Source organism: Marinomonas sp. G8-14 (genome assembly GCF_055808935.1).
Genome location: NZ_CM147891.1, coordinates 2,016,913 through 2,040,815, shown reverse-complemented (window position 1 = coordinate 2,040,815; position 23,903 = coordinate 2,016,913). Strand labels below are relative to the sequence as shown.

Sequence of the window (23,903 nt, the reverse complement as noted above, 5' to 3'; positions counted from 1 at the left end):
AAAGAGCCTCGACTTTTTCTGTAGTTGTCTGGATTTTTTTAGATTTAGCTAAGTCGTTAGGGACTCATGGATAGACCACCGGCTCCTATAACGTTCATTCTAATGCCATTTTTTCTAGCTCTGTGTAGTGCAACTAGAGTTTTTTTGTCATCTCGTTTAGTTGTTGATTCAAAGTTAGACATGTTTGCCTCCTACCCGATGTACTTTGACGGCCTAGTCAAATTCATAATAATATTAATGTATAGAGAGCGATGTAACTAATCGGAAAAAACTATCAGCTGGTGGTAAAAGATAGGAAGAATTAGAAAGAGATAGAAAGAGAAGTTTTTGTTCTGCATTTTTTCAGTCCTAGCCCGTCTATTCTAAAGATTTTACAACTGTAACAGCTAGGAATGCCTTATTTTGCTTCTTCTAGCACAAGCGGCCTTGATATTAGATAGTCACCCCATCGTCACTAATCAACCGCCCAAGTGGCGGTTTTTTGGTATCTAAACTATTCTTATTTTTCTAACTAGGGTCGCAAAAATAAGGAAAATTGATGGCTAAGAAGCGTAAAGTGGTTGACGCAAAACGTGATAAAAATGGCAATATTACTGATGTATTGCTGGAAGGTAACAAAAACTTTACTTCCACTGAAAAAGCTCTTGGGATGACTAAAAGTGGATTGATAGATTTGGTTGTAGTGAAGAGGAAGGATAAGGAACATTTAAGGACACGGCCGGACGGTAAGAAAGGTAATAACTTAGATGAAATGGCTGATGACTAAGGGTAGGACATTAACTCAATGCGTCATTTTCTGAGCCAGTGCCCAGGACATTACGTCGCTTGCGACCCAACGCCAGTTGGTACGGTTTTCTGACCCTCTGACGTTTCTTGCTTGTGGGAAGGTGTGTTTGCACGCTACGTCACCCATGGATTTCTTCAATCAATACGTCTCATTTTCCGAGTAGACGGAAACCGAGGTGGAGCCGTCGAAGGCGGTGTCGATGTTGAAGGTGATGGGGCGGCAGCAGACTTGACAATCTTCTATGTATTCTTGGCTTTCATCTAATACTTCGATTACGACGTCGATGTTTTCGCCGCAGTAAGGGCATGAAATGTCGGTTTCCATTAGCTCGCTCATTTTTACCTCTCATGTTACTTTCTGTGCTTGTTGTTTTTATGATAGGCGATAATCGGCTTGCTCGCTTGCAGGATATTGTGTTTGTTTGTATCTCCTCGGTAGTCGAAAATTCACAGTTTTGTCGATCTGCTTTCACGCTCTTTGTGCAACACTGTTATGATTTAGCGTTTCAATGTAAGAGGTTGGTGTGATGATGACGTATCTAAAGTGCTTATTTGTTTTGGCGTTACCTGCTTTGCTGTTTGGTTGTGCTTCTGGTTCCCATGTGGTGACAGGGCAGCAGATGCCAGAGCTTGAGGTGGATCAAGTGACGGTATTTGATCAGGCGCCTACGTTTGCCTACGAGGTGGTTGGGACTGTCTATGCGTCAAGTGACAATGGTTTTACCGAGGCGTCTCGAAAAGAGAAAGCGACTCTAGAGTTAAAAGAGCAGGCAGCGAAAATTGGCGCTAACGGTGTCATTTTGGATGAGGTAACACAGTTGTCGTTTAGACGCTTGGGTACGGGGGTTGGCGTTAGTGCTGGCAGTGGTGGCGGGATAGGTACTTCGATTGGTTCGAGTTTTTCGTTCCCAACAACAGAGGCCAAAGGAACCGCTATTTATTATGAAGCAGACTCAATCAAGTAAGCTTGGGTTTGTGTGTGTCGTTATGCGTTTTTAAAATGTCTGAGATATTATTTTGTTGTTACTCTCTGTCTGTATAAACGGATACACTTGCGCTTAGTGAGTGGGAAAAACTGATTGAGAGAGCGTTATGTCAGAGTTTGAAGAAAAGGCAAAAGGTCGTCTTACGACAAGAACCGTGGCTATGCCTGGCGACACGAATCCAGCGGGTGATATTTTTGGTGGTTGGGTGGTATCGCAAATGGATATCGCGGCGGGCATATGTGCAGGTCAGCGTGCTCAGTCTCGGGTAGTGACGGTCGCGCTGGATGGTATGAGTTTTATTCGCCCAGTAAAAGTGGGGGATATTTTAGGGGTGTATACCCGAGTAGAGTCGGTTGGCCGTACATCAATGAATATTCTTGTGGAGGCTTGGGTTCGCCGTGGGCGCATTGGACGACGAGAAAAAGTCACAGAAGGGATGTTTAAGTTTGTGGCGATAGACGAAACTGGGCGGTCGACGCCGATTCCAAAAGAAGAAGATCTACCCGATTACGTATTGCATGGTTTTGACGATCATTGATTGTTCTGACTCTTTGAAGGCACTTGTTTAGTCGAGTGCTGTTCTTTGGTGGCAAGTTGAATGCAAAAAAAGCGCTTACCGAAGTAAGCGCTTTTTTTATGTTGGTACCAGTAGGCGGACTCGAACCGCCACACCCGAAGGCAACGGATTTTGAATCCGTCGTGTCTACCAATTCCACCACACTGGCCTTGAAAAAGGTGAAGCGTATTCTATGGTTTTTTATTGGGGTGTCAATCATTTAACGTAAAAAAATACATTTATTTTGTATTTAATTAATTTATTGATCGGACGACGTCATCAGCCCATAGCATGGCGTCTAAAAAGGCTCTGTTGAGTGTTGTTCTTTCGGCCGGTGTCATTGACTGGATTTTGTTCCAGTCTTGCTCTTCACAGCTTAATGTTTGTTTCAGATAACCGCCAAGTTCTCCCGATTGTTTGAGGATGGCAGCGAGTAAGCTTTTATCTAAAGCAATCTGTTCTAACACAATGGATTTTTCTAAGTTGAACACGGCGTCTATGCCAGACATCATTCCAACCATAAAAGCAGAATCAGCAAGAGTTGATTGTTTGCTTTCTGCTAATAATTGGCAGCAACGCCCGCGGGTTAATAGGATTTTGAGCAGTGATTGCGGTTGTTTTGTTGATGAGGTGATGGTGATCAGTAGTGCCCATTTTTTTAACTGTACCAAGCCCAAAAAGATAATGGCTTCTTTGATGGAGGTGACGGTTTTAGATACGCCGCAAACCGGGCTGTTAAGAATGCGCAGCAATTGATAGGACAGCTTGGGATTTTTAGCGACTAGGTCGGTCAATGCTTCAATGCTGATGTCTTTGTTTTGCAAGGCGTTAACCAACTCGATTGCGCCGTGCGTGGCCGAATCGATTCTTTTGCCTTTGATAAGCTCGGGGCGTTGTAAAAAATAGCCTTGGAACAAATCAAAACCGAGCTGCTTGCAGAGCCTCAAACATGGCGGCATTTTCTACTTTTTCCGCCAGTAAAATAAGGCCTCTCGATTTTAACTCTTTAATTTGTTCTATGTGCTCGCTGGGTGGTGTAAGAAGCACATCTATTTTTACGATGGATACCCAGGGGAGCAGTGCCTGATAGTTTTCATCAAATTGGTAATCGTCGAGGGCGAATCGATAGCCCGCTGCTCGCCAATTTTTTAAAGCGGTAAAGAATTCTGGTGTCAGTTTTTGGCTTTCAAGAATCTCAATATAGACCGTATCTGGGTCGATAGGAAAGAAAGCGTCCGACAACATGAGTTCGGTTGTCATATTGATAAAAAAAGGTTTTCTGAGCTGAGATTCCAGTTTAGTGATGCCAATGCAAAGATTGACCAACACTTGGCTTGTTGCCGCTTCACCGTCAGAGATGTTGGCGTTTAGGGAGTCTTTTCCACGGAATAGCAGTTCATACCCAAAAATTTCTTTTGTTCTTTTGAGTATCGGCTGTTGGGCCATCATTAAATCGTCTAAGACCGTTGGAAATTCGATCATTGCGCTTCTCTTTTTATTGAAGTTGAGTTTGAAACGGTTGCTCTCATGCTGTTAGAACAAGGAGTTATAAAAACACAAAAAGGCGGATCATCACAATGATGAAAGTGTTCGATTTTGTGTTGATTTGGTAAAAATATCCGATTAGAGCTTGGTAAAAAGGTTGACAGTATTAGCAAGCGCCCATAAAATCCTCGCCAGTTTTTAGGGGCTATAGCTCAGCTGGGAGAGCGCTTGCATGGCATGCAAGAGGTCAGCGGTTCGATCCCGCTTAGCTCCACCATTTATTGCTAAATAAGTGGTCTATAAAAACATCACCCAGGACACACTGTCCACTTACGCTACGCGTTTTGTGGGGCTATAGCTCAGCTGGGAGAGCGCTTGCATGGCATGCAAGAGGTCAGCGGTTCGATCCCGCTTAGCTCCACCATATATTCATTTTAGTTTTTTCCTCATACGTGCATCTAGCTTGGCATTGGCCATTGATCGCAATTAAACTAGCAAAGTGATTTACACGAGACCTATACCGATACCCCGCCCACAATGAAATCTATATTTTTAGGGCTACTAATACTTAATAGCGACAGAGTATGAAGGGTAATGTCCATATTTGATAAATATAGACATGGAGTGATAGCTTGAAATGAAAAGATCATGAGGATTAATAGCATGAATATCAGTTTTACCGATAAACAAGAAGCTTACATTTCTGCGCAAATTCAAAGCGGTGATTTTCAAAATGCCAGCGAAGTGGTGTGCGATGCATTGCGTCTGCATCAAATCTACCGTCATCGCATAATAGAAGAACTACGCGCAGAAATAGCCAAAGGTTGGGATGGTGAAGCGAGTCCGAATAAAGTGCAGGATATTCTTAATTCCAAGTTGGAAGAAAGACGCGCTTAATGGCTTCTTCTATTGCAAGCTATGAACTGTCGCCAGAAGCGGCGTAAGACTTGAGTGATATTTTTGATTATAGCGATACTGAGTTTGGACTCGATCAGGTCGTTCGGTATTTAAAAAATCTAGAACACTGCTTTATCCAGCTCTGTAACAACCCCAGCATCGGGCGTGAACGCAGCGAAATCCGAGAAGCGCTTTATAGCTTTGTCAGCCAATCCCATGTGGTGTTTTATCGTATTCTCAATGATCGCTTAAGAGTTGTTCGCGTTCTGCATGGTAGCCGTGATCTACCTAGGCATTTTTGAGTCAAGCTTTTCAGTAAAGTGTCCTTTAGTATCTTTTCCCACTGTGTTAACGCTTGGAATAATTAGTATTCGTCTTTTCGGTCACCTCTAACACCTAATCTGTCGTCTCTTCACTTTTTAAATTATTCAGTCCTTCTTTTTTATCGCTTCCAAGGTTAGGCTTATTCATTGTTTAAACGGCTGTTTGCATTACAGTTCAAATAACAAAACGGAAGTGTGTTTACTTTCTCTTTGATTTTATTGATTCTTTTTTTGAAGCCTAGGATTCGTGCATGTTTCAACTTTACACAAGTAACCGTCTAGAGGATTTGGCCGTGTTGCTTGCGAAGATTTTGGCTGTTTCGCCGCCAGAAAATCCGTTTGATGATGAGCATATATTGGTACAAAACCCTGGTATGGCGCAGTGGCTGAAGATGTTTTTGGCCGAATCTCATTCTATTGCGGCGGGTTTGGTGTTTCCTTTGCCTTCTACCTTTGTTTGGCAAACCTTTGCACAAACGTTAGACGATATTCCGGCGCAAAGTGAATTTAATAAGTCTTTCTTGGTATGGCGTTTAATGCGCTTGCTGGACACACGCTTACACGAACCCGAATTCCAAGCGCTGAGTTGGTATTTGGAAGAAGACGACACACAAATCCGCCGCTTCCAGTTATGCAGCAGCATTGCCGATATTTATGACCAATATCTGGTGTATCGTCCTGATTGGATCAAGAGTTGGGAGGGGGCGAAGCGCAAGACCCCAAGCTGAAAGCCATCTTTGAGCAGCAACCTTGGCAAGCGATTCTATGGCGAGATCTGGTGGCCGATGTCAGTCAACAAGGAACTTCCTTGTATCATCGGGGGAATCTTATTGAAGCTTTACATGACGCGACGCTATCGTCTGCGCGCCCAGCGGGTGTTCCTGAGCGAATTTTTATTTTTGGCGTATCTTCCTTGCCGCCAAATACGCTGGAATCTCTGCGCGTGTTGGCTGCTTCTGGCTGGATTGATGTGCATCTGTTTTTGCAGAACCCTTGTCGCTTTTATTGGGGCGATGTGGTCGATAAACATTATTTGGGCCGAGAAATAAAACGCCAAACCCTCAAGCCAGGTTTGAGCGCGGATACCTTGCATCTGGATGCCAATCCGCTGTTGGCAAGTTGGGGGCGTTTGGGGCGAGACTACATTGCTCAGCTGCAAGAGATGGCCGACAACGAGCTGGAAGTGTTCGAAGATTATCGTAGTGAGCAATCGACTGGGTTACTGCAATGGGTTCAGCAAGATGTATTGACCCTAGAAAACCATGGCTCGAAACAAGAAAGAGACGCCAGTATTGCCAATGCGGAATATCGTCACGCTATCGCAGTGGATGATCAAAGTATTCGTGTGCATCGTTGTCACAGTCCATTGCGGGAAGTGGAAGTCTTGCATGATCAGCTGTTGCAAATGTTCGAGAGCGATCCGAGCTTAACGCCAAAAGACATCATCGTCATGTTACCGGACGTCAACACCTACAGCCCGTTTGTGAAGGCGATTTTTGGGGGTGAAAAAAAGAGCGGTGCTGTTAAAGGCAGTGTTCAGGTCAGAAAACAGATTCCCTTTGCCTTGATTGACCAATCTGGCGGCATGGAAAACCCGATTGTCGATGCCTATTTGTATTTGCTTGGTTTGGGCGAAAGTCGTTTCACCTTGTCAGAATTGATCAGCGTATTAGAAGTGCCTGCGGTGTTGGCGCGTTTTGAATTAACCGCTGACGAGTTAGAGCGTATTCGACAATGGTCGACAGAAGTTGGCATTCGTTGGGGGTTGGATGGCAAAACCGCTCAGCAGCACGATTTACCGATGCAAGAATCTCATACTTGGCTGAATGGCGTGCGTCGAATGTTATTGGGTTATGCCATGGGACATGACCATATTTGGCAAGACACATTAAGTTACGGTGATGTGGAAGGTTTAGAAGCCTCTGTGGCCGGTAAACTCGCTGAGTTTTTGGTTGCCATTAACGATGCACAAGCCAAGTTAATGGAATCCCTTACGCCGAAAGAATGGATTTCGACCTTGTATTACTTAGCGGAACGCTTCTTTTTGGTGGACGAAGACGATGCCTTTCAGGTGCTGCTGAGTAAGCAGCTTGATGCGTTAACGCTGCAGTGGCAGCAAGCGTATTTTGATGCGCCATTGGATCAGCAAGTAATCCGTCAGTTGCTCTCGCCATTGTTGCAAGAGTCCCAAGGCGGACAGCGTTTCCTAGCGGGGCGCGTCAACTTTTGCACCTTGATGCCCATGCGCTCGGTGCCGTTTAAAGTCATTTGTGTATTGGGCTTAAACGAGGGGGATTATCCTCGAAGCGTCGCACCAATGGGCTTTGATTTGATGGTCGGGCAATATCGCAGCGGCGATCGAAGCCGACGAGAAGACGACAAATACTTGTTTCTCGAAGCCTTAATGTCGGCACGAGATTGTTTCTATATCAGTTATGTTGGTCGCAGTATTCAAGATAACAGCGAAAAGAATGCGTCTATTTTAGTCAGTGAGTTGTTGGAATACATAGGTCAAAGTTGTGTGTTTGACGGTGACCAAACATTGGCGCCAGACGAGGCGCAGAAAGCCTTGTTAGAGCGACTGATTCTTGAGCATCCGTTGCAGCCTTTTAATGCCGCTTATTACGTTCAATCGCAACAATCGGCCGTTCAATTTGATAAACGCTTATACAGCTATGACGATCAATGGTTGCCGGCGTTATTAAGTGTTCCGGTGGATAATGAGCCACAAGCGTTTCTTCCACTGGATGGTTTAGAGCAGCCAAGATTGGAGCTGGCTCTTGATGAGTTGTCGCGTTTTATTGGGCATCCGGCGCGTTACTTTACTCAGCGCCGATTAAAAGCCTATTTGAGCTTGCCAGAAGAGGAAGAAAAAGAGGACGAACCATTCGCATTAGATGGCTTGGCGGGCTATCAATTGCGTGAAGGCTTGCTACAAGCCATGCTAAAAGACGATGAAGATTCGTTTGTTGAGCGTTTGTCCTTAACGGGTGCCTTGCCTTACGGCGCGTTAGGGCGTTTGTCTTTGCAGCAGAGTCGTGGTCAATGTCGTCAGTTGCTGTCTGTGTTACAGGGCTATGCCTTGGAGGAATGCGCGCCCATTGAAGTAAATTTAACCCTTGGCAGTCTTGTTTTGCAGGCGTGGTTGGATTTACCAACGGCGACGACGCGTTTGTCTTATCGCATTGGCGATTTATCCGCTCATCAAAAAATGCAGGCGTGGATCGAGCATTTGGCCTTGTGCGCCCAAGGTACGCCAAAGCAGCATCATCTTATTAATTTGAGTAAAACTGGCAAGTTGCTTCAGCACAGTTTTATTATCATTCCGCCAAACGATGCCCAAGACTATCTAAACAAGATGTTGGCGTTGTTACAGCAAGGCTTGTGTCAGCCAATTGCCTTGCCCGCGAAAAGTGCTGACGCATGGTGCAAAAGTTATTGTGCGAGCAAAACGCAAGAAGACCCTGATATCGCTTGGGAGCAAGCGTTGAAACAGTATCAAGACAACAGCAGTGCCTTTACTCGTAGCGAGGTCGACGATGCTTATTGGCAGCGTTATTTCCCCGATTTACAGTCGCAAAAAGCTCAGTTTGTCGCTTTGTGTGAGCAAATTTGGTTGCCCATGCATCGTCATTTGGAGGAGATGGAATGAGTCTTTCTAACGAGTCCGTTTCTGCTAATGCAGACGCCTTGAACATGATTCCTGAACCGCTTAATGCCTTAACCTTCCCGTTGTTTGGCAAACGCTTAATCGAAGCCAGCGCAGGCACAGGGAAAACCTACACCATTGCCAACTTGTATCTGCGTTTGCTGGTGCCGAGTGGGCCGTCTTTATCTGGGAATAACGGTGATTTAGATAAACCGCTCACAGTGGATCAGATCTTGGTAGTGACCTTTACCGAGGCCGCCACCGCCGAGTTAAAAGCACGGATTCGTGGGCGCATACGAGCCGCGCGAAAAGCCTTATTGCAAGGCGAAAGTCGCGATGTCTTTCTGGCGGACTGGCTGGCGCAAATGTCAGACGATCAGCGCGCGGGCGCCATTGAAAAACTGCTGTACGCCGAAAAGCAAATGGACGAAGCCGCGGTGTTTACCATTCATGGTTTTTGTCAGCGTATGCTAAGTCAAAACGCCTTTGAAAGTCGCATGCTGTTCCAGCAAACCATTGAAACCGACGAATTGGCGCCCTTGTCTATGGCGGTGAAGGACGTTTGGCGTAGCGTGTTTTATCCAATGGACGACACCAAGGCGGCCTTGATTCAGCCGATTTGGTCGAATCCAGATGCTTTGTTGAAAGATTTATATTTATTGAATAACCAGCCTGACGCCAAAATCGCCGTGCCAGATTACGATTGGGAAAGTGCGCTAAGTCAGGCTCAACAAACCATGGCAGCGGTTCGCTCCATGTGGCTAGCTCAATCGCAAGACATCATTGATGCCCTTGAGCGCAGTGGTATAAAACGCACGTTTTGGCGCAAAGATCCGTCGAAAGATATTCAAGCCATCACGCAATGGGCACATTCAACCCGTTTCGAGCTAGACAAGAGCCTCGAAAAATTTGATAGCAATGAACACGCCAGCCGATTGAGCAAAGGCGGGGATCTGCCTGCTCATGAATTCTTTGGTTTGGTGCAAGCCTTGCGCGAAAGCTTTCCGGATGCAGGGCGATTAAAAGCCGTCTTGTTGACTCAGCTTTGGCAGCAAACCCAAGAGCGCATGAAACGCTGGAAGCGCAGTACGCAGTCGCTGACTTTTACGGATTTGCTAACCTCTCTCGATGTGGCGCTAACGAAAGACGAAGCGGGCAAGTTGGCAGAGCGCATTCGCCATCTTTATCCGATCGCTCTAATCGACGAATTTCAAGATACAGATGCGGTGCAATATCGGATTTTCTCCACCATTTATGCCCCAGCGACGGTAGATCAAAATACGCTTGGCTTGATCATGATCGGTGATCCAAAACAGGCGATATATGCCTTTCGTGGCGCGGATATTTACACCTATTTGGCGGCTAAAAAACGTGTCGACAGTGTGTATTCCTTGGCAACGAATTACCGTTCCTCTGCAGCTATGATTCAGGCAGTCAATGGACTTTTTACTACCCAAGCGGAACCCTTTCGCGTCACCGGATTCCTTTTATTGAGGTGCAAGATCGTGGTGTTGCCAGTGGCTTTACTCGACAAGGGCAAACGCAAGCGGCGCTGCAGTTTTTATATCAACGCAGTGACGAACCCGTATCGGCAAAAGAGTATCGTCAGACCATGGCGGAGTCCTGCGCGGCGCACCTTCATGAGTTGTTGCTAGAAGGGCAGCAAGGCTCTGCGCTTATTGATGGCAAAGGCGTGCGACCAAAAGATATTGCCTTGTTGGTGACCAATTTTAGTCAAGCCAATGCCTTGAAAGACGCCTTACGTCAGCGCGGTATCGCCAGTGTATATTTGAGTGACAAAGGCTCGGTGTTTGAAACCGTTGAGGCGCGCGAGCTACTGATTGTGCTGACAGCGATATTATCCAATGGGCAAGAAAGCAAATTGCGTTCGGCCTTGGCAACCAGCTTAGTGGATTGGTCGTTGGAAGATTTGGATACGCTCAATCACGATGATGTGGTGTATGAAAAATGGGGGCAGGCGTTCCGCGACTATTTAGCTATTTGGGACAAGCAAGGCTTGCTGCCTATGTTACGTGAGTTTATGCAAGACGTGTCACTGGCGGCGAATATGCTCAGCCATACTGGTGGTGAACGTCGCTTAACCGACTTTCTGCATTTGACCGAAAAGCTACAGCAAAAGTCCCTTGAGTTGGATTCCAAAGAAGGCGTTTTGCGTTATCTCAGGTTGGCGATTCAAACGCCGAATGGCAATAGTGATGAGCAAAAGATTCGCCTTGAAACCGATGCGGAGTTGGTGCGGATTGTCACCATTCACAAAAGTAAGGGCTTGGAATATCCGATAGTGTATTTGCCGTTTGCGTTTACGCCGTATCGAGATCAAGACAAATCGGCTTTATACCACGATGCGCAACAGCAATTGTGGATCGCCATTGACCCTGATGAAGCGCAAACCGAGCAGCACAAAGAAGAGTTGTATGCGGCCGAAATTCGTTTGGCTTATGTGGCGTTAACCCGCTCCAAAGAAGCGTGTTTTATCGGTGCCATGGAGGTAGGAAAAGGGGCGAATAAAACTCGTGGCGCGATATCAGAGGTGCATCTTAGTGGTGTAGGTGCCTTGATTGGCGAAGGCGAGCCGCTTGAGGCTGGTGATTTGTACCCAAGTATCGAACGCCTTTGTGGGCGTTATCAGCATGGTCAAATGCAGTTGTTGGATTTACCTAATGAGCCTCCGAGCCTACCACGATTCAAAATGGCGCAAGCCGACTTAGTTGAACCCCGTGCGCGAGATTTTACTGGGCGTGTAGAGCGAGACTGGTGGGTGGGGAGTTATTCTTCTCTTGTAGTGGAAGACAAAGAATACCACGATGAAAGCGTGCCAGGCTTGGATGAGATGGCGCGTTTTGTCGATCCTTTATTGGATGAAACGGATCTGTCTGACCCCGTGCTTGAGCCGCAAAAGAGTCGCTTTACTTTTCCCAAAGGCGCCAAACCTGGTACTTTCTTGCATGATACGCTGGAAGGCAAAGCCCTGCATGATGTGTCTGCTAATCCGAGCTTTAACGACTTATTAAAAACCAGTCACCGTAAGCGCATGATCGATTTTTACGAGCGTCAGGGCTTTGGCGAATGGCAAGACGTATTGAGCGAATGGTTGCCCGATATTATTAATACCGAGTTAATGACGGAAATGAGCTTGGGGCGTTTGGCACCCTCGGCTTGTCGCAAAGAAATGGAGTTTTTTATTCCGGTGACCGGCATGAATGCCTTGCAGCTGGACCGCATTTCTCGTGAACACGATAAGGTATCGCGTATTGCGCCGATGATTCAAGATCGTCCATTAAAAGGCATGTTAAAAGGCTTTATCGATTTATTGTTCGAATACCAAGGCCGTTATTATGTGCTGGATTATAAGTCCAATTACTTGGGGGATAACCTGGCTGATTACGAGCCAGAGAGATTAGTTCATGCTATTGCCGAGCACAGATACGATTTGCAATACCAGCTTTATACCTTGGCCTTACATCGCTTGTTGAAGCAGCGTTTGCCGAATTATGACTATGAAAAACACATGGGCGGCGTGGTGTATTTGTTTTTGCGTGGCATGCGAGTAGGGCAGCAAACGGGTGTTTTTCAAAACCGTTTAACGCTTGAGCATGTGACTGCGCTCGATAAGCTGTTTAGTGGCAAGGCTCAGAGTGATAAATCCATGGATAGCAAATCGAATGATGAGGTAGTGCAATATGGACTTTTCTAATCAGCTAGGTTTGCTCGACTCTCTTGATGAAAAAGCGCGCGAAGAAAATCCATCTGCTACGACGTCATTTAGTTTGTCTGCTTGGCAAGCTAAAGGGGTTTTACGAGCGATTGATCGTCAGTGGATTGAGCAGCTGGCGCAACATGCCAAAGAAGGCAATTCAGAGGTAAATAAGAGTGCTGTGCATATCGCCGGAGCCTTATGCAGCGCGTACCTTGGGGCTGGCCATATTTGTATCGATCTAGCGAATATTTGGCAAAGACCACCAGAAGGCATTGATCTAGAAGAATTAAGAGCGGCATTGGAAAAGAGCGGTGTGAAGAGCGTGTCGGCTTGGTGCCAAGTCTTGCTGGCAAGTTGTCTGGTTTCGTCGGCAGACAGTGTGGTTGAACGCCCTATGGTGTTGGCGGGCACGCGTTTGTATTTGTATCGTTATTTCCAATATGAGCAACAAGTGCTGACGTATCTCAAGGGGCAATTTACTGTGGCGCCTTTTGCTGTGGATGCGGCGTTATTGGCAACGCTGTTTCCCAATAAAGCCGACGCGGTAGATTGGCAAAAAGTGGCCGTCGCCAATGCGGCAAGTTTACCTTTTTCGGTGATCAGTGGCGGCCCGGGAACGGGAAAGACAACCACTGTGACTCGTCTTTTGGCGTTGCTAGTGGCTCAGTCGCTGGCTGAAGGTAAGGTGTTGCGTATTGAGTTAGCCGCGCCAACCGGCAAAGCCGCGGCGCGTCTAACGGAATCCATTTCAAAAGCCAAAGCGGGTTTGCCATTAAGTGATGAGGTTAAGCTTGCCATTCCAGAGCAAGCTAGTACTTTGCATCGCTTGTTAGGAAGCGATTTTGGCCGCAGTCGTTTTAAGCATAATAAAGCAAACCCCTTACATTTGGATGTGTTGCTGGTGGATGAAGTGTCTATGGTGGATTTGCCAATGATGGCGAAATTGATTGATGCTATGCCGCCTCAGGCACGACTGATTTTGCTGGGTGACAAAGATCAACTGGCTTCGGTAGAAGCGGGCAGTGTACTGGGGGATTTATCCTATGGCATCGAAGAGGTTTACTTTCAACCAGAATGGGCTGAGCGACTGAGCCGTCTTACTGGAGAAAACCTTGCGCCGTTTGGTAATGCGTCAGCGCCGCCAATTAGTCGAGCCTTGACCTTGCTAAGAACCAGCTATCGCTTTGATGCCAATAGTGGCATTGGATACTTGGCAAAAGCCATGAACGCTGGGGACAGCCAAGCGGTATTACGTTGCTTGCAGTCTAATAACACGGATGTTGAATGGCGAACGCCAGAAGAAGGACAGACCAAGGCCGATATTGCGACTCTCGCCAAAGGGTATGATGATTATTGGGAAGCGGTGCGTCAGAACCTTGATATTGCCAAACTTTATGAGGTGTTTTCACGTTACCAGATTCTGACGGCGGTTCGCCAAGGGGAGTTTGGTGTCGAGAAGGTGAACGCTCAGCTGGAGCAGTATTTCTATCAGCGAGGACGAGTAAAAGATCCCCATGTTTGGTATCCGGGGAAAGCCGTGATGCTAACCCGAAATGATGCGGCATTGGGCTTGTTTAATGGCGATATTGGTCTTTGTATGCCTGATGAGTTTCAGCGTCTTCGAGTGTGGTTTATGCAGCCTGATGGTTGTTTTACAGGCTTGCTGCCGAGTCGTTTGAGTGAGTTTGAAGTGGTCTTTGCCATGACTGTGCATAAATCTCAAGGGTCAGAGTTTGATCATGTGGCTCTGTTATTGCCTATCACTCCTTCGCCAGTATTAACCAAAGAGTTACTTTATACTGGTATTACTCGAGCGAAGAGATCCTTTGCGTTATGGGGATCGAGCGGCTTAATTCGGAGTGCAACGAGTGCTCGTATTGAACGTTATTCAGGCCTTATTGACGAGCTTTGGCATTGATATTTTACTATTCGGCGCCACTATCTGCTGAAGATGTAAAAAAGCTTGTAAAACATCAGATTAAATAATCGTAATGCGTGATTCTTGCGGTCGTTTTTTTATGGTAGGGTAAGCAACATTTCAACATTGTGTAAAGTAGGAAAGAGTAGCAACAATGGCAAAAGAAATTGTTTTAACCGGTGTCACCACCACAGGAACTCCTCACTTAGGTAACTATGTGGGAGCCATTCGTCCAGCGATCGAAGCGAGCCGTCAAGACAATACGGAATCTTACTTCTTTCTTGCAGACTATCATGCCTTGATCAAGTGTCAGGATCCAGAGCGTGTGAAACAGTCTCGTTTAGAAATTGCGGCGACCTGGCTAGCGTGTGGCTTGGACACGGATAAAGCAACTTTTTACCGTCAATCTGATATTCCTGAGATTGCTGAATTGAATTGGCTACTGACCTGCGTCACCGCAAAAGGCTTGATGAATCGCGCCCATGCTTACAAAGGCGCGGTAGATGACAATCTTGCTAATGGCCAAGATCCAGATTTTGGTATCACTATGGGCTTGTTTTGCTACCCAGTGTTAATGGCGGCGGATATTTTGGCCTTTAACGCCCATAAAGTGCCGGTTGGTCGTGATCAAATACAGCATATTGAAATGGCGCGCGACATTGCTGGTCGTTTTAACCATTTATTTGGTGAACATTTCGTATTACCGGAAGCGGTGGTGGGTGAAGAAGGCTCCATTCTTAAAGGCTTAGACGGTCGTAAGATGAGCAAGAGTTACAACAATACGATTCCATTATTTGATACTGAGAAAAAGCTACAAAAAGGCATCAATAAAATCAAAACCAACCTGTTAGAACCGGGGGAAGCGAAAGACCCTGATGACTCTACTGTGTTTGATATTTATAAAGCGTTTGCGACACCAGAACAAACTCAGCAAATGCGTCAGAATTTTGCAGAGGGTATTGCTTGGGGCGAAGCAAAGAAGGAACTTTTTACCCTGATCAATGGTCAACTGAGTGAGCCGCGTGAAAAGTATCTAGAATTGATAGCAAATCCTGTTCATGTCGAGGAAATACTACAATCGGGTGCGGAAAAAGCGCGAGCGCGAGCAAGGCAAATGATTTCAGACCTACGCAATGCCGTAGGTCTAGTGAATTTTAAATAATAGGAGAAATACCGTGAAAACATCTGTGTATGCCATGCTGTTGGCGTTTGTGTTGGCAATTGGGGCGGGGGGCTATAGTGCCGATGTCCATGCTAAAAAGCTTGGTGGTGGTAAGAGTTTTGGTAAAAGCTTTTCTGTGTCTAAGCCTAAAGCGGCGCCAGCGAGTGCGACCAATTCTACGGCTGCGGCGGCTGGTGCTAAAAAACCTGGTTTCTTGGGTGGTCTAGGCGGTGGTCTGTTAGGCGGTCTATTAGCAGGTGGTATTTTTGCAGCCTTGCTAGGTAGTGGTGCATTTGATGGTATTTCATTTGGCGATATCTTGTTATTCGCTGTGATTGGTTTCTTGATCTACAAGTTTTTCATCGCGCCAAAACGTCGCGCTGCAGCAGCGGCTCAACAAGCTGGCACAAATGGTATGTTCCGTGAAATGCCTGAATCAACTCGCGACAGCGTTCAGCCTTCACCAATGGCTGGAATGAGTGGTTTCGGTGCTACTCCAGACATTCAATTGCCACCTGGTTTTAATGAGCAGGCCTTTGTTGCAGAAGCGAAAAATCATTACATCACACTGCAAAAAGCATGGGATGATAATAATTTTAATGAAATTTTAGATTATGTTAGCCCAGAGCTTTACAACTTGTTGGTTGAAGAGCGTGCTAAGCATGGCGACAACAAGCCTCGTACTGAAGTGATCTCTTTGATGGTTGACTTGGTTCGTGGTGAGTTTATCGGTTCGACAGCGTCTATTTCTTTACAGTTCTCAGGCTGGATCAAAGAAGGCGATGAAACATCGGAAACCGCTGAAATTTGGCACTTAGAAAAGAACATGTCTGACGCAAATGGAAATTGGACAATAGTTGGGATACAACAAGACAACTAATTGTTACTTAACTTTGCTCGTAGACTCGTTACTCTTTGTTTACACTAGACAAAAGCAGTAACGAGTTCTACAGTACTTTAATCAAATTGAATATGGATGTGAGCCATGTCTGAATTAGCACCTATTAAAGAAAAAGGGAAAGCCTTATCTGAAAATAAGAAAGGCGAGTTGTTGCAGTATCTGACTTTTAAGCTGATTGACGAAACTTATGGTATCAACGTCATGCAGATTAAAGAGGTGCTACGCTATAGCGAAATAGCTCCCGTTCCAGGTGCGCCTTCTTATGTACTAGGCATCGTAAACTTACGCGGTAACGTTGTGACGGTAGTGGACACACGCGTCCGTTTTAGTTTGCCAGAGTGCACTATTACCGATGACACGCGCATTATCATCATCGAGCATGATGGTGAACAAGTGGGTCTGTTGGTCGATGCGGTACAAGAAGTATTCTATTTGTATCAAGGTGAAATAGAGCAAAGTCCAAGCGTAGGTAATGACGATGCCTTGAAATTTATTCAAGGTGTTTACCAAAAAGAAGATGAGTTGGTTATTTTGTTGGAACTCAATCGTATGTTTGAGCGCAACGATGCACTTGGCATCGAAGCGATGAATTAAGAGCCAATCCATTCTTTTTAGAGCGATCTAGAGTTTAGAACGACATAAAAAAACCATGCTTATGCATGGTTTTTTTATGTCGCTAAGAAAGCTTGAACGGTTATCTTTCCCAGTAAGCTTCTTCTAGGCTGTCTTCTCTTTCTGGTAAGCCACGGGATAATCGAGACGCGTTTTGCGCTAATATCTCATAACTTACGCGGTTCGAGTATTTACAGATTTGGGCAAAAGAGGAATAGGCCAAAAAGGGCGCCAAGTGTTTGCTGGAGTTTGGAATGGCTTCTTTGTGAAAGTGGTTCGCAGAAATATCATGCAGCAATGCTGATAAGGCGCCGTCACCCGCGCCATTGGTGTTGCGAATTTTTTCGGGGCCGCCCATGTAAGGATCGATATGAGAGAAGACTTTTACGGGGTGTTTGCAAGCTTCACGCAGCATAGGGCGACTGAATTCCCAACGATTAAAATCGGCCAAGCTGCCCGATTTAATAGGGTGTGTGGTTTCCCGTTTTAGCTCATCATCGGTATAGCCGCATAGATACATGCCGTCTGGCCCTGCGGTTAATAACACAAGATCAACGTAATCAAGAATGGCACTGGCCGCCTGTAATGGATCTGATAATCCCGTTAACGCTTCGGCTTCTAATTCATTCATGGCGAGTACGTTGACGTAGTTTTTGATTAATTCGAGCAGTTCTTCACGATTATCTTCTACAAGGTGTTTGGTGCCTAATGTAAGAGCGGTTGGAACATGATGTTGATGGGCATATTGTAGGGCGGTTAGCATGGCCTGTTTGATGGGTTTACCCTGATGGCGTAAAGGGTAAGCACAAGTTACCAGGGCAGCCGCACCGGCGATAATATTTTCCGGAATGTGTTCCGTATTGAGGCTCGTCCATGTCCCCAGGGGCGATCGCAAAAGTGCGCTCACCGTCAGGTGTGATTAAGGTAATGCCACGGCCGATGTCCCCAGCAACGCCTTGAAGGTGATTCATATCGACTTTACTGCTGGTATGGCAGATATAATGGTAAGCTGGTGAACCTAGGGTAATATTGGCAGACATGACGCCAAGTAGCACAGATTTGTCATCAGCTAGCACGGAATAATTGTGTATGGTGTTGCCAATAGTGCCGCCAGCAAAATGATCTGAGATGCTGTTTTGTGCAGTGAGTTCATCATATATCGCAGAGGCTGTGTCGGCATCGACAAGATTCGACAATCCTTTTTGGATGCTAAATGTGTTTAAAAATTGATCCGAGACATTAGCGACCACATCGACGATAGTTTCATCCAAACCAACGATGTAAGTGTCTTTATCTGGACGGACTTCTGATTTAGGCAGAGCTGGTTTAGGTTGAGAAACTGGGAAGTAATGTTTGAGTTTGCGTTGACCGGGAAACTTCATATCGATGCTCATGGATAAAATAATAGAGTGAGTTTAGCAAAGAATTGACCAGTCGGGCAGGATTAGCAAGAAGAAAGTAAGGTGAAAATGAACGAATCAGAGTTAGATCGTTATAGTAGACAGTTATTACTGCCAAATTTTGATATACAGGGGCAATTGAATCTTGCCCAAGCTAAAATATTGATTATTGGCTTAGGTGGATTAGGGAATATTGCGGCGACTTATTTGGCTACGTCAGGCGTGGGAACATTAGTGTTAGCGGACGGCGACCAACTAGAGTGCAGCAATTTACCACGCCAAGTCCTTTATGCTGAACATCAGCTTGGCCTGAATAAAGTCGATGCGGCGGCGGCGCAGATTGCGCTTAAAAATTCAGCCGTTCAAATCGAAGTGATTGCTCAAAAACTGGCAGACAATTCTTTGCTTCGTGCTGTAGAACAGGCAGATGTGGTGTTGGACTGTACGGATAACTTTACGGCAAGAAAAGCCATCAACCGTGCTTGTCTGTTGTTGAGAAAACCACTGGTCAGCGCGGCAGCGATTCGCTGGGAAGGGCAGTTGGTGAGTTTCTTGTATCATCAACAATCAACGCCTTGTTATGAGTGCTTATATCCTTCTTTGTCGGATCAGCAATTAAGCTGTAACGAAAGTGGTATTGTCGCTCCTGTTGTTGGCTTACTTGGTGTTTATCAGGCGCTAGAAGCATTAAAGCTGGCAAGTGGTTGTGGAAAGGTTAAGCATGGCGTATTGAGGCTATTTGACGGTTTTGAAGGCAGCTGGCGTGAAATACGTCTAAGTCAAGATCCAGAATGCTCTGCTTGCTCACTTGAAAACTCATAGAAAGTCCCTATTTTAGTAATTAGTATTTTTCTCTAAGAATTTCAGCCGATTTTCGTTAGAATTTGTCACAGTATTTTAGCCGACCGCATTGTTGAGTCTGGCAAACATTCATTTACAGGAGCAATGACATGAGCGATGTGAAACACGCTAAATTAATGATTTTAGGTTCTGGTCCAGCTGGCTACACCGCAGCGGTTTATGCTGCCCGTGCGAACCTGAATCCTGTGATGATTACCGGTATGCAAATGGGTGGTCAGTTGACCACGACTACCGAGGTTGATAATTGGCCAGGTGATGATCAAGGCGTACAAGGTCCAGAGCTGATGGAGCGTATGCGTAAGCACGCTGAGCGTTTTGAAACGGAAATTATTTTTGATCATGTTAATAAAGTGGATTTGCAAAACCGTCCATTCCGTTTGGAAGGTGACAGTGGTGTTTATACTTGTGATGCTTTGATTATTTCCACTGGTGCGAGTGCTCAGTATTTGGGTCTTGAGAGCGAAACAAAATTCATGGGGCAAGGTGTATCTGCTTGCGCGACCTGTGATGGTTTCTTCTACCGCAATCAAGATGTTGCTGTGATTGGTGGTGGTAATACGGCTGTTGAAGAAGCACTTTACCTTTCTAACATAGCGAAAACAGTTACCGTTATTCACCGTCGTGACAAATTCCGTTCTGAGAAAATCCTAGCGGATAAGTTGATGGAAAAAGCGAAAAACGGCAATGTGAAAATCGAATGGCATTCTGAGTTAGAAGAGGTGTTGGGCGATGACGCTGGCGTAACGGGTATTCGTATCAAGAATAACGAAACAGGCGAGAAGAAAGACATCGCGGTTGCGGGCTTATTTGTGGCCATTGGTCATAAGCCAAACACGGATATTTTCAAAGGTCAGCTTGAGATGCACGATGGTTACCTAAAAGTTCAATCTGGTACCCACGGTAATGCCACTCAAACCAGCATTGAAGGTGTTTTTGCTGCTGGGGATGTGTCTGATCATATTTACCGCCAAGCAATCACCTCCGCCGGTACAGGTTGTATGGCTGCGCTGGATGCAGAGCGTTACTTGGATTCTTTAGAGTAAGATGTACACACGCCTCAGACTTTGCTGAATGAAAGTCTGAGGCACAAAAAAACCGATCCTAGGATCGGTTTTTTTGTGCCTAAAGTAAATCGCTTGAACGAATTACTGAGCGTTGTAAGCTTCGATGCCTTCAACAATCGCTTTTCTTGCTTCGTCAGCGTTTGCCCAGCCTTCTACTTTTACCCATTTGCCTTTTTCAAGGGTTTTGTAGTTTTCGAAGAAATGTTCAATCTGATCGCGTAGCAGTTGTGGAATATCGTTTACATCTTGGATGTGACCGTATTCTTTGCTTAGTTTCTCGTGTGGAACAGCAACCAATTTTGCGTCCATACCGGCTTCGTCAGACATATTCAATACGCCAACTGGGCGGCAGCGGATAACGGAACCTGGAACCACTGGGTAAGGCGTAATCACCAAAACATCAACTGGGTCACCATCATCTGCTAACGTATGGTTAACATAGCCGTAGTTGGCAGGATAGAACATGGGAGCGGTCATGAAGCGGTCAACGACAAGCGCGTCCATATCCTTATCAACTTCGTATTTTACTGGGTTTGCTTGTGCTGGGATCTCGATGATCACGTTGATATCATTTGGTGCATCTTTGCCAGCAGGGATTTTGCTATAGCTCATTATAATTTCTTCCAATGTGTTAAATATGGGCAATATTATAAAAGCTAGACAGCATCTATGCTAGTTGTGTAATGCATCCATTCGTAATATTCTCTATTTCACTAGAATAAAACATGTAAAAAGCATTCTAAATAGCGTTAACTTATTGCTTTCTTTCTAAATTTAGCTAGTCTTACACAGTGATCAAATTATAGTCGCGAGGACAGTAATGACAAAATCTGAGCTGATAGAGCTGCTAATCGATCAGCAATCCCATTTGCCGGTGAAAGATGTAGAGCAAGCAATCAAAGCAATGCTGGAGCATATGTCTGATTCCTTAGCGAATGGTGAGCGCATAGAGATAAGAGGCTTCGGTAGTTTTTCTCTGCATTACAGAGCACCCAGAATTGGCCGAAATCCTAAAACGGGAGAGTCTGTTGAACTGGGAGCCAAGTACGTGCCGCACTTTAAACCGGGCAAAGAATTGAGAGAATTGGTTAATTTGCCTGAAGACAGTGAGATTAACGAACTTAACTAATTTACGTCTTATGCCTCGAATTTTTTTAGCTACCACGGCATAATAACGCCATTATATTTTTTGGTAGGTTGTTTTATGCTTAAATGGCTGAAAAGAGTTACTTACACAGTACTCATTGTTTTTTTCTTGCCGTGGGTGTGTTTTTTGCCATCCGCAATCCACAACTAATCCCATTAGATCTTGTTTTTTGGCAAGGGCCAGAACTTAGCGTCGCCCTCTATGTCATTATATCTTTTACTGTTGGAGCCTGTGTTGCCTTGTTGGTTAGCTCAGTTACCTATTTACGCAGTGAGCGTCAGATCAAGGTATTAACTCGTAAATACGAAAAAGCACGAGATGAAGTAGATTCTTTGCGTAAGGCTTCTATTGCGAAAGAGCTTTCTGTTGAGAAGGAGTGAGTGAGTTGACCGAAATTGGGTTGTTTTTGGTTCTGTTTGTCGCGCTCTTTGTTGGCTGGGCAATGGGGCGTAAAAATCCGACCAAGAAAAATAAGCAAACCAAAAAAAGCATTCCGACTGATTATTTTCGTGGTCTTAACCATCTACTGAACGATCAACATTCTGAGGCCATTGACGCTTTTGTTGATTCTCTCGAAGTCAATTCTGATACCTTTGATATCCACCTTACACTAGGTAATTTATTTCGTAAAAAAGGTGAAATACAAAAGGCCATCAACATACACCAAAACTTGCTCGCTCGTCCTGAGATATCCCAGCGTGAAATGCGTATGGTGCAGTTAGAGCTTGCCAGTGATTTCATGTCGGCTGGTTTGCTAGATAGAGCAGGGCGCTTATTATTGAATATGGCGTCAACGTCACGCAAAACGGAATTTCAGCCTAAAATACTCACTTTGCTTGTCGATCTTTATGAATTTGAGCAGAGTTGGGACAAGGCCATACAAATTGGCTCTGAGTTGATCAAAGAAGCGCCGACCAAAAAAGAGATTAAGCGCTTGGCGCATTTTCATTGTGAGATGGCTCAAGAGTTGCAGAAAAAAGAGCAATGGAAGCAATCTTTTCAGTATTATAAACAAGCTTTAGAGGTGGACTCTAGCTGCGTTCGAGCGAGTATTGGCGCGGCCGATGTATTAAATAGCCAAGGGCGTTATCGTGACGCCATTAAAGAGCTAAAGCACGCAGCAGAACAAGACCCAGAATTTATTTCCATCATTATCCCTAAGTTAAAAGAGTGTTATCAAAAAGTGTGGGGCAGTGGTGGTTACATTAAGTTTTTGCAAGAACAGAATCAGAAGAAGCCTTCTACGGCTTTAATCATGGCGCTGGTTCAGCATTACATGGAAACAGATAAAGACTACGCCGAGATGTTTCTGGTTGAACAATTAAGATTACACCCCACGATTAAAGGTTTTAAAGAGCTGATTAGTTTGCAGCTCGCCGATTCTCAAGGTTACAACCAACAACATTTGGTGGTGTTATTCGAGCTGATTGATCAACTCGTACAGGCAAAACACAAATATCAATGTCGCCAGTGTGGTTTTCCTGGACATCAATTGCATTGGCAGTGTCCTAGTTGTAAAAATTGGGGCGTGGTAAAGCCAATTCATGGTTTGGAAGGTGAATAAAGCAAAGCGTGTATTTGTGATACTTATAAACGATAGAAACCGAAAGAAAAGAGGACACTGAATGAGCTGCCAATCCCCTATAGTGGTTGCCCTAGATTACCCAACCATGGCGCAATCCGTTGAGATGGCGAAACGACTAGACCCTAGCCAGTGTCGAGTCAAAGTCGGCAAAGAGTTGTTTACGACAGCAGGTCCTGTGATTTTGGATGAGTTGCATAAGCTAGGCTTCGACATTTTTCTCGATCTTAAATTTCATGATATTCCAAATACAGTGGCGAACGCGGTGACTGTGGCGGCTAAAGCGGGCGTGTGGATGGTAAACGTTCATGCGACTGGTGGCCGTCGTATGATGGAAGCGTCTGCGAATGCGTTGCAGCAATTACCCGATAACAAGACCTTATTGATTGCGGTAACGGTTCTGACCAGCATGGATCAAGCGGATCTTTTAGAAATTGGTATTGACGCGACGCCTGAGCAGCACGTTAAACGTTTGGCGGCGTTGGCGAAATCTTCTGGCATGGATGGGGTGGTCTGTTCTGCGCAAGAGTCCAGTATGTTGTCTGCGGACTTGGGACGAGATTTTGTGTTAGTGACACCTGGTATTCGTCCTACTGGTTCGGATCAGGGCGACCAGAAGCGTATTATGACACCAGCGGAGGCTATGGCGGCAGGCAGTCATTACCTAGTCATGGGGCGTCCGATAACTCAGGCTAGTGATCCTATTGCCGTGTTGACTCAAGCAAATCGTGATCTAGGTGTGTTGTCGTAATCTCTCTTGTGGCATTTTGATATCAGACAAAAAAGACCCTTGAAGTCTGACTAAAAAGCTTTTACTCTAAAACCACTTACTTGTGTTGACCTTATGTCGACATAG

At 45.4% G+C, this 23,903-nt stretch carries 25 protein-coding genes and 3 tRNA genes; 21 read left to right on the top strand and 7 right to left on the bottom strand.

What is annotated here, in order from left to right:
* The first annotated feature begins 538 nt into the window (after positions 1-538).
* The gene (locus AC0L6V_RS10460) at positions 539-766 is read left to right on the top strand and encodes a DUF3892 domain-containing protein (protein ID WP_265218798.1); all 228 of its coding nucleotides are present in this window, start codon (positions 539-541) and stop codon (positions 764-766) included.
* Between the two features lie 159 nt (positions 767-925).
* Here the strand turns inward: AC0L6V_RS10460 and AC0L6V_RS10455 are convergent, their stop codons facing one another.
* Positions 926-1,111 (bottom strand): CPXCG motif-containing cysteine-rich protein, encoded by a 186-nt coding sequence (locus AC0L6V_RS10455; RefSeq protein ID WP_265218799.1) that lies wholly within the window; start codon positions 1,109-1,111, stop codon positions 926-928.
* 202 nt (positions 1,112-1,313) lie between these two features.
* On the opposite strand from AC0L6V_RS10455, the gene AC0L6V_RS10450 reads away from it, so the two are divergent.
* Both AC0L6V_RS10450 and AC0L6V_RS10445 read left to right on the top strand, forming a co-directional pair.
* The gene (locus tag AC0L6V_RS10450) at positions 1,314-1,751 is read left to right on the top strand and encodes a hypothetical protein (RefSeq protein WP_265218800.1); all 438 of its coding nucleotides are present in this window, start codon (positions 1,314-1,316) and stop codon (positions 1,749-1,751) included.
* Positions 1,752-1,878: 127 nt separating this feature from the next.
* Positions 1,879-2,310, top strand: coding sequence for an acyl-CoA thioesterase (locus AC0L6V_RS10445; RefSeq protein WP_111606297.1), 432 nt, complete (start codon positions 1,879-1,881; stop codon positions 2,308-2,310).
* Between the two features lie 102 nt (positions 2,311-2,412).
* Here the strand turns inward: AC0L6V_RS10445 and AC0L6V_RS10440 are convergent.
* The 3 genes from AC0L6V_RS10440 to AC0L6V_RS10430 all read right to left on the bottom strand — a co-directional run bounded on the left by AC0L6V_RS10440 (position 2,413) and on the right by AC0L6V_RS10430 (position 3,810).
* Positions 2,413-2,497 (bottom strand) — tRNA-Leu (locus AC0L6V_RS10440).
* Between the two features lie 85 nt (positions 2,498-2,582).
* Positions 2,583-3,287: an EAL and HDOD domain-containing protein gene (locus AC0L6V_RS10435; RefSeq protein ID WP_418139010.1), complete on the bottom strand. Its 705-nt coding sequence runs from the start codon at positions 3,285-3,287 to the stop codon at positions 2,583-2,585.
* Positions 3,247-3,810, bottom strand: a complete 564-nt coding sequence (locus tag AC0L6V_RS10430) for an EAL and HDOD domain-containing protein (protein ID WP_418139009.1) — start codon at positions 3,808-3,810, stop codon at positions 3,247-3,249. The genes AC0L6V_RS10435 and AC0L6V_RS10430 overlap by 41 nt, the downstream gene beginning before the upstream one ends.
* A gap of 204 nt (positions 3,811-4,014) precedes the next feature.
* Here AC0L6V_RS10430 and AC0L6V_RS10425 point away from each other — a divergent pair.
* The 12 genes from AC0L6V_RS10425 (at position 4,015) to AC0L6V_RS10370 (ending at position 16,975) form a co-directional block, all read left to right on the top strand.
* Positions 4,015-4,090 (top strand) — tRNA-Ala (locus AC0L6V_RS10425).
* 71 nt (positions 4,091-4,161) lie between these two features.
* Positions 4,162-4,237 (top strand) — tRNA-Ala (locus AC0L6V_RS10420).
* Between the two features lie 239 nt (positions 4,238-4,476).
* The gene (locus AC0L6V_RS10415; protein WP_265218802.1) at positions 4,477-4,710 is read left to right on the top strand and encodes a type II toxin-antitoxin system ParD family antitoxin; all 234 of its coding nucleotides are present in this window, start codon (positions 4,477-4,479) and stop codon (positions 4,708-4,710) included.
* Positions 4,711-4,760: 50 nt separating this feature from the next.
* Positions 4,761-5,012 (top strand): type II toxin-antitoxin system RelE/ParE family toxin, encoded by a 252-nt coding sequence (locus tag AC0L6V_RS10410; RefSeq protein ID WP_265218803.1) that lies wholly within the window; start codon positions 4,761-4,763, stop codon positions 5,010-5,012.
* A gap of 272 nt (positions 5,013-5,284) precedes the next feature.
* On the top strand, positions 5,285-5,761 hold the full coding sequence (locus AC0L6V_RS10405) for an exodeoxyribonuclease V subunit gamma (RefSeq protein ID WP_265218804.1): 477 nt from the start codon (positions 5,285-5,287) through the stop codon (positions 5,759-5,761).
* Positions 5,716-8,685 (top strand): exodeoxyribonuclease V subunit gamma, encoded by a 2,970-nt coding sequence (gene recC / locus AC0L6V_RS10400; RefSeq protein WP_418139008.1) that lies wholly within the window; start codon positions 5,716-5,718, stop codon positions 8,683-8,685. Before AC0L6V_RS10405 ends, recC begins: the two co-directional genes overlap by 46 nt.
* Complete coding sequence (locus AC0L6V_RS10395) at positions 8,682-10,337, top strand: UvrD-helicase domain-containing protein (protein WP_265218807.1); 1,656 nt, start codon at positions 8,682-8,684, stop codon at positions 10,335-10,337. Before recC ends, AC0L6V_RS10395 begins: the two co-directional genes overlap by 4 nt.
* A complete protein-coding gene (locus tag AC0L6V_RS10390) occupies positions 10,295-12,397 on the top strand; it encodes a 3'-5' exonuclease (protein ID WP_418139086.1) in 2,103 nt (700 codons plus the stop codon). Before AC0L6V_RS10395 ends, AC0L6V_RS10390 begins: the two co-directional genes overlap by 43 nt.
* Complete coding sequence (gene recD / locus AC0L6V_RS10385) at positions 12,384-14,318, top strand: exodeoxyribonuclease V subunit alpha (RefSeq protein ID WP_409419766.1); 1,935 nt, start codon at positions 12,384-12,386, stop codon at positions 14,316-14,318. The genes AC0L6V_RS10390 and recD overlap by 14 nt, the downstream gene beginning before the upstream one ends.
* A 154-nt stretch (positions 14,319-14,472) precedes the next feature.
* A complete protein-coding gene (locus tag AC0L6V_RS10380) occupies positions 14,473-15,480 on the top strand; it encodes a tryptophan--tRNA ligase (RefSeq protein WP_111606291.1) in 1,008 nt (335 codons plus the stop codon).
* A 13-nt stretch (positions 15,481-15,493) separates the two neighbouring features.
* Positions 15,494-16,360, top strand: coding sequence for a Tim44 domain-containing protein (locus tag AC0L6V_RS10375; RefSeq protein WP_111606290.1), 867 nt, complete (start codon positions 15,494-15,496; stop codon positions 16,358-16,360).
* 105 nt (positions 16,361-16,465) lie between these two features.
* Positions 16,466-16,975 carry a chemotaxis protein CheW gene (locus AC0L6V_RS10370; protein ID WP_223232324.1) on the top strand — a complete coding sequence of 170 codons (510 nt, stop codon included), beginning with the start codon at positions 16,466-16,468 and terminating at the stop codon, positions 16,973-16,975.
* A gap of 100 nt (positions 16,976-17,075) precedes the next feature.
* On the opposite strand, the gene AC0L6V_RS10365 is transcribed toward AC0L6V_RS10370, so the two are convergent.
* Complete coding sequence (locus AC0L6V_RS10365; protein WP_418139007.1) at positions 17,076-17,888, bottom strand: inosine/guanosine kinase; 813 nt, start codon at positions 17,886-17,888, stop codon at positions 17,076-17,078.
* On the bottom strand, positions 17,773-18,375 hold the full coding sequence (locus AC0L6V_RS10360; protein ID WP_418139006.1) for a carbohydrate kinase family protein: 603 nt from the start codon (positions 18,373-18,375) through the stop codon (positions 17,773-17,775). Before AC0L6V_RS10360 ends, AC0L6V_RS10365 begins: the two co-directional genes overlap by 116 nt.
* An 87-nt stretch (positions 18,376-18,462) precedes the next feature.
* On the opposite strand from AC0L6V_RS10360, the gene AC0L6V_RS10355 reads away from it, so the two are divergent.
* Together AC0L6V_RS10355 and trxB are read left to right on the top strand one after the other, a co-directional pair.
* On the top strand, positions 18,463-19,215 hold the full coding sequence (locus AC0L6V_RS10355) for a HesA/MoeB/ThiF family protein (protein WP_265218813.1): 753 nt from the start codon (positions 18,463-18,465) through the stop codon (positions 19,213-19,215).
* Positions 19,216-19,343: 128 nt separating this feature from the next.
* Positions 19,344-20,297 carry a thioredoxin-disulfide reductase gene (gene trxB, locus AC0L6V_RS10350; RefSeq protein WP_265218814.1) on the top strand — a complete coding sequence of 318 codons (954 nt, stop codon included), beginning with the start codon at positions 19,344-19,346 and terminating at the stop codon, positions 20,295-20,297.
* A 102-nt stretch (positions 20,298-20,399) separates the two neighbouring features.
* On the opposite strand, the gene ppa is transcribed toward trxB, so the two are convergent.
* On the bottom strand, positions 20,400-20,930 hold the full coding sequence (gene ppa, locus AC0L6V_RS10345) for an inorganic diphosphatase (protein ID WP_111606286.1): 531 nt from the start codon (positions 20,928-20,930) through the stop codon (positions 20,400-20,402).
* Positions 20,931-21,138: 208 nt separating this feature from the next.
* Here ppa and ihfB point away from each other — a divergent pair, with 208 nt between their 5' ends.
* From ihfB to pyrF, 4 genes are all read left to right on the top strand, one after another.
* On the top strand, positions 21,139-21,447 hold the full coding sequence (gene ihfB, locus AC0L6V_RS10340; protein WP_111606285.1) for an integration host factor subunit beta: 309 nt from the start codon (positions 21,139-21,141) through the stop codon (positions 21,445-21,447).
* Positions 21,448-21,530: 83 nt separating this feature from the next.
* A complete protein-coding gene (locus AC0L6V_RS10335) occupies positions 21,531-21,845 on the top strand; it encodes a LapA family protein (RefSeq protein ID WP_418139005.1) in 315 nt (104 codons plus the stop codon).
* A gap of 5 nt (positions 21,846-21,850) precedes the next feature.
* Positions 21,851-23,029: a lipopolysaccharide assembly protein LapB gene (lapB, locus tag AC0L6V_RS10330; protein WP_111606374.1), complete on the top strand. Its 1,179-nt coding sequence runs from the start codon at positions 21,851-21,853 to the stop codon at positions 23,027-23,029.
* A 61-nt stretch (positions 23,030-23,090) separates the two neighbouring features.
* Positions 23,091-23,798 (top strand): orotidine-5'-phosphate decarboxylase, encoded by a 708-nt coding sequence (gene pyrF, locus AC0L6V_RS10325; protein ID WP_265218817.1) that lies wholly within the window; start codon positions 23,091-23,093, stop codon positions 23,796-23,798.
* Positions 23,799-23,903 lie beyond the last annotated feature (105 nt).

Coding starts and splice junctions, on each gene's coding strand:
- recD (WP_409419766.1), top strand. CDS start 12,384: ATGGACTTTTCTAATCAGCTAGGTTTGCTCGACTCTCTTGATGAAAAA.
- AC0L6V_RS10430 (WP_418139009.1), bottom strand. CDS start 3,810: ATGATCGAATTTCCAACGGTCTTAGACGATTTAATGATGGCCCAACAG.
- AC0L6V_RS10435 (WP_418139010.1), bottom strand. CDS start 3,287: ATGCCGCCATGTTTGAGGCTCTGCAAGCAGCTCGGTTTTGATTTGTTC.
- AC0L6V_RS10455 (WP_265218799.1), bottom strand. CDS start 1,111: ATGGAAACCGACATTTCATGCCCTTACTGCGGCGAAAACATCGACGTC.
- trxB (WP_265218814.1), top strand. CDS start 19,344: ATGAGCGATGTGAAACACGCTAAATTAATGATTTTAGGTTCTGGTCCA.
- AC0L6V_RS10360 (WP_418139006.1), bottom strand. CDS start 18,375: ATGAAGTTTCCCGGTCAACGCAAACTCAAACATTACTTCCCAGTTTCT.
- AC0L6V_RS10390 (WP_418139086.1), top strand. CDS start 10,295: ATGGCGGAGTCCTGCGCGGCGCACCTTCATGAGTTGTTGCTAGAAGGG.
- AC0L6V_RS10415 (WP_265218802.1), top strand. CDS start 4,477: ATGAATATCAGTTTTACCGATAAACAAGAAGCTTACATTTCTGCGCAA.
- AC0L6V_RS10445 (WP_111606297.1), top strand. CDS start 1,879: ATGTCAGAGTTTGAAGAAAAGGCAAAAGGTCGTCTTACGACAAGAACC.
- ppa (WP_111606286.1), bottom strand. CDS start 20,930: ATGAGCTATAGCAAAATCCCTGCTGGCAAAGATGCACCAAATGATATC.
- AC0L6V_RS10405 (WP_265218804.1), top strand. CDS start 5,285: ATGTTTCAACTTTACACAAGTAACCGTCTAGAGGATTTGGCCGTGTTG.
- AC0L6V_RS10380 (WP_111606291.1), top strand. CDS start 14,473: ATGGCAAAAGAAATTGTTTTAACCGGTGTCACCACCACAGGAACTCCT.
- AC0L6V_RS10355 (WP_265218813.1), top strand. CDS start 18,463: ATGAACGAATCAGAGTTAGATCGTTATAGTAGACAGTTATTACTGCCA.
- AC0L6V_RS10395 (WP_265218807.1), top strand. CDS start 8,682: ATGAGTCTTTCTAACGAGTCCGTTTCTGCTAATGCAGACGCCTTGAAC.
- pyrF (WP_265218817.1), top strand. CDS start 23,091: ATGAGCTGCCAATCCCCTATAGTGGTTGCCCTAGATTACCCAACCATG.
- AC0L6V_RS10370 (WP_223232324.1), top strand. CDS start 16,466: ATGTCTGAATTAGCACCTATTAAAGAAAAAGGGAAAGCCTTATCTGAA.
- AC0L6V_RS10450 (WP_265218800.1), top strand. CDS start 1,314: ATGATGACGTATCTAAAGTGCTTATTTGTTTTGGCGTTACCTGCTTTG.
- ihfB (WP_111606285.1), top strand. CDS start 21,139: ATGACAAAATCTGAGCTGATAGAGCTGCTAATCGATCAGCAATCCCAT.
- AC0L6V_RS10335 (WP_418139005.1), top strand. CDS start 21,531: ATGGCTGAAAAGAGTTACTTACACAGTACTCATTGTTTTTTTCTTGCC.
- AC0L6V_RS10460 (WP_265218798.1), top strand. CDS start 539: ATGGCTAAGAAGCGTAAAGTGGTTGACGCAAAACGTGATAAAAATGGC.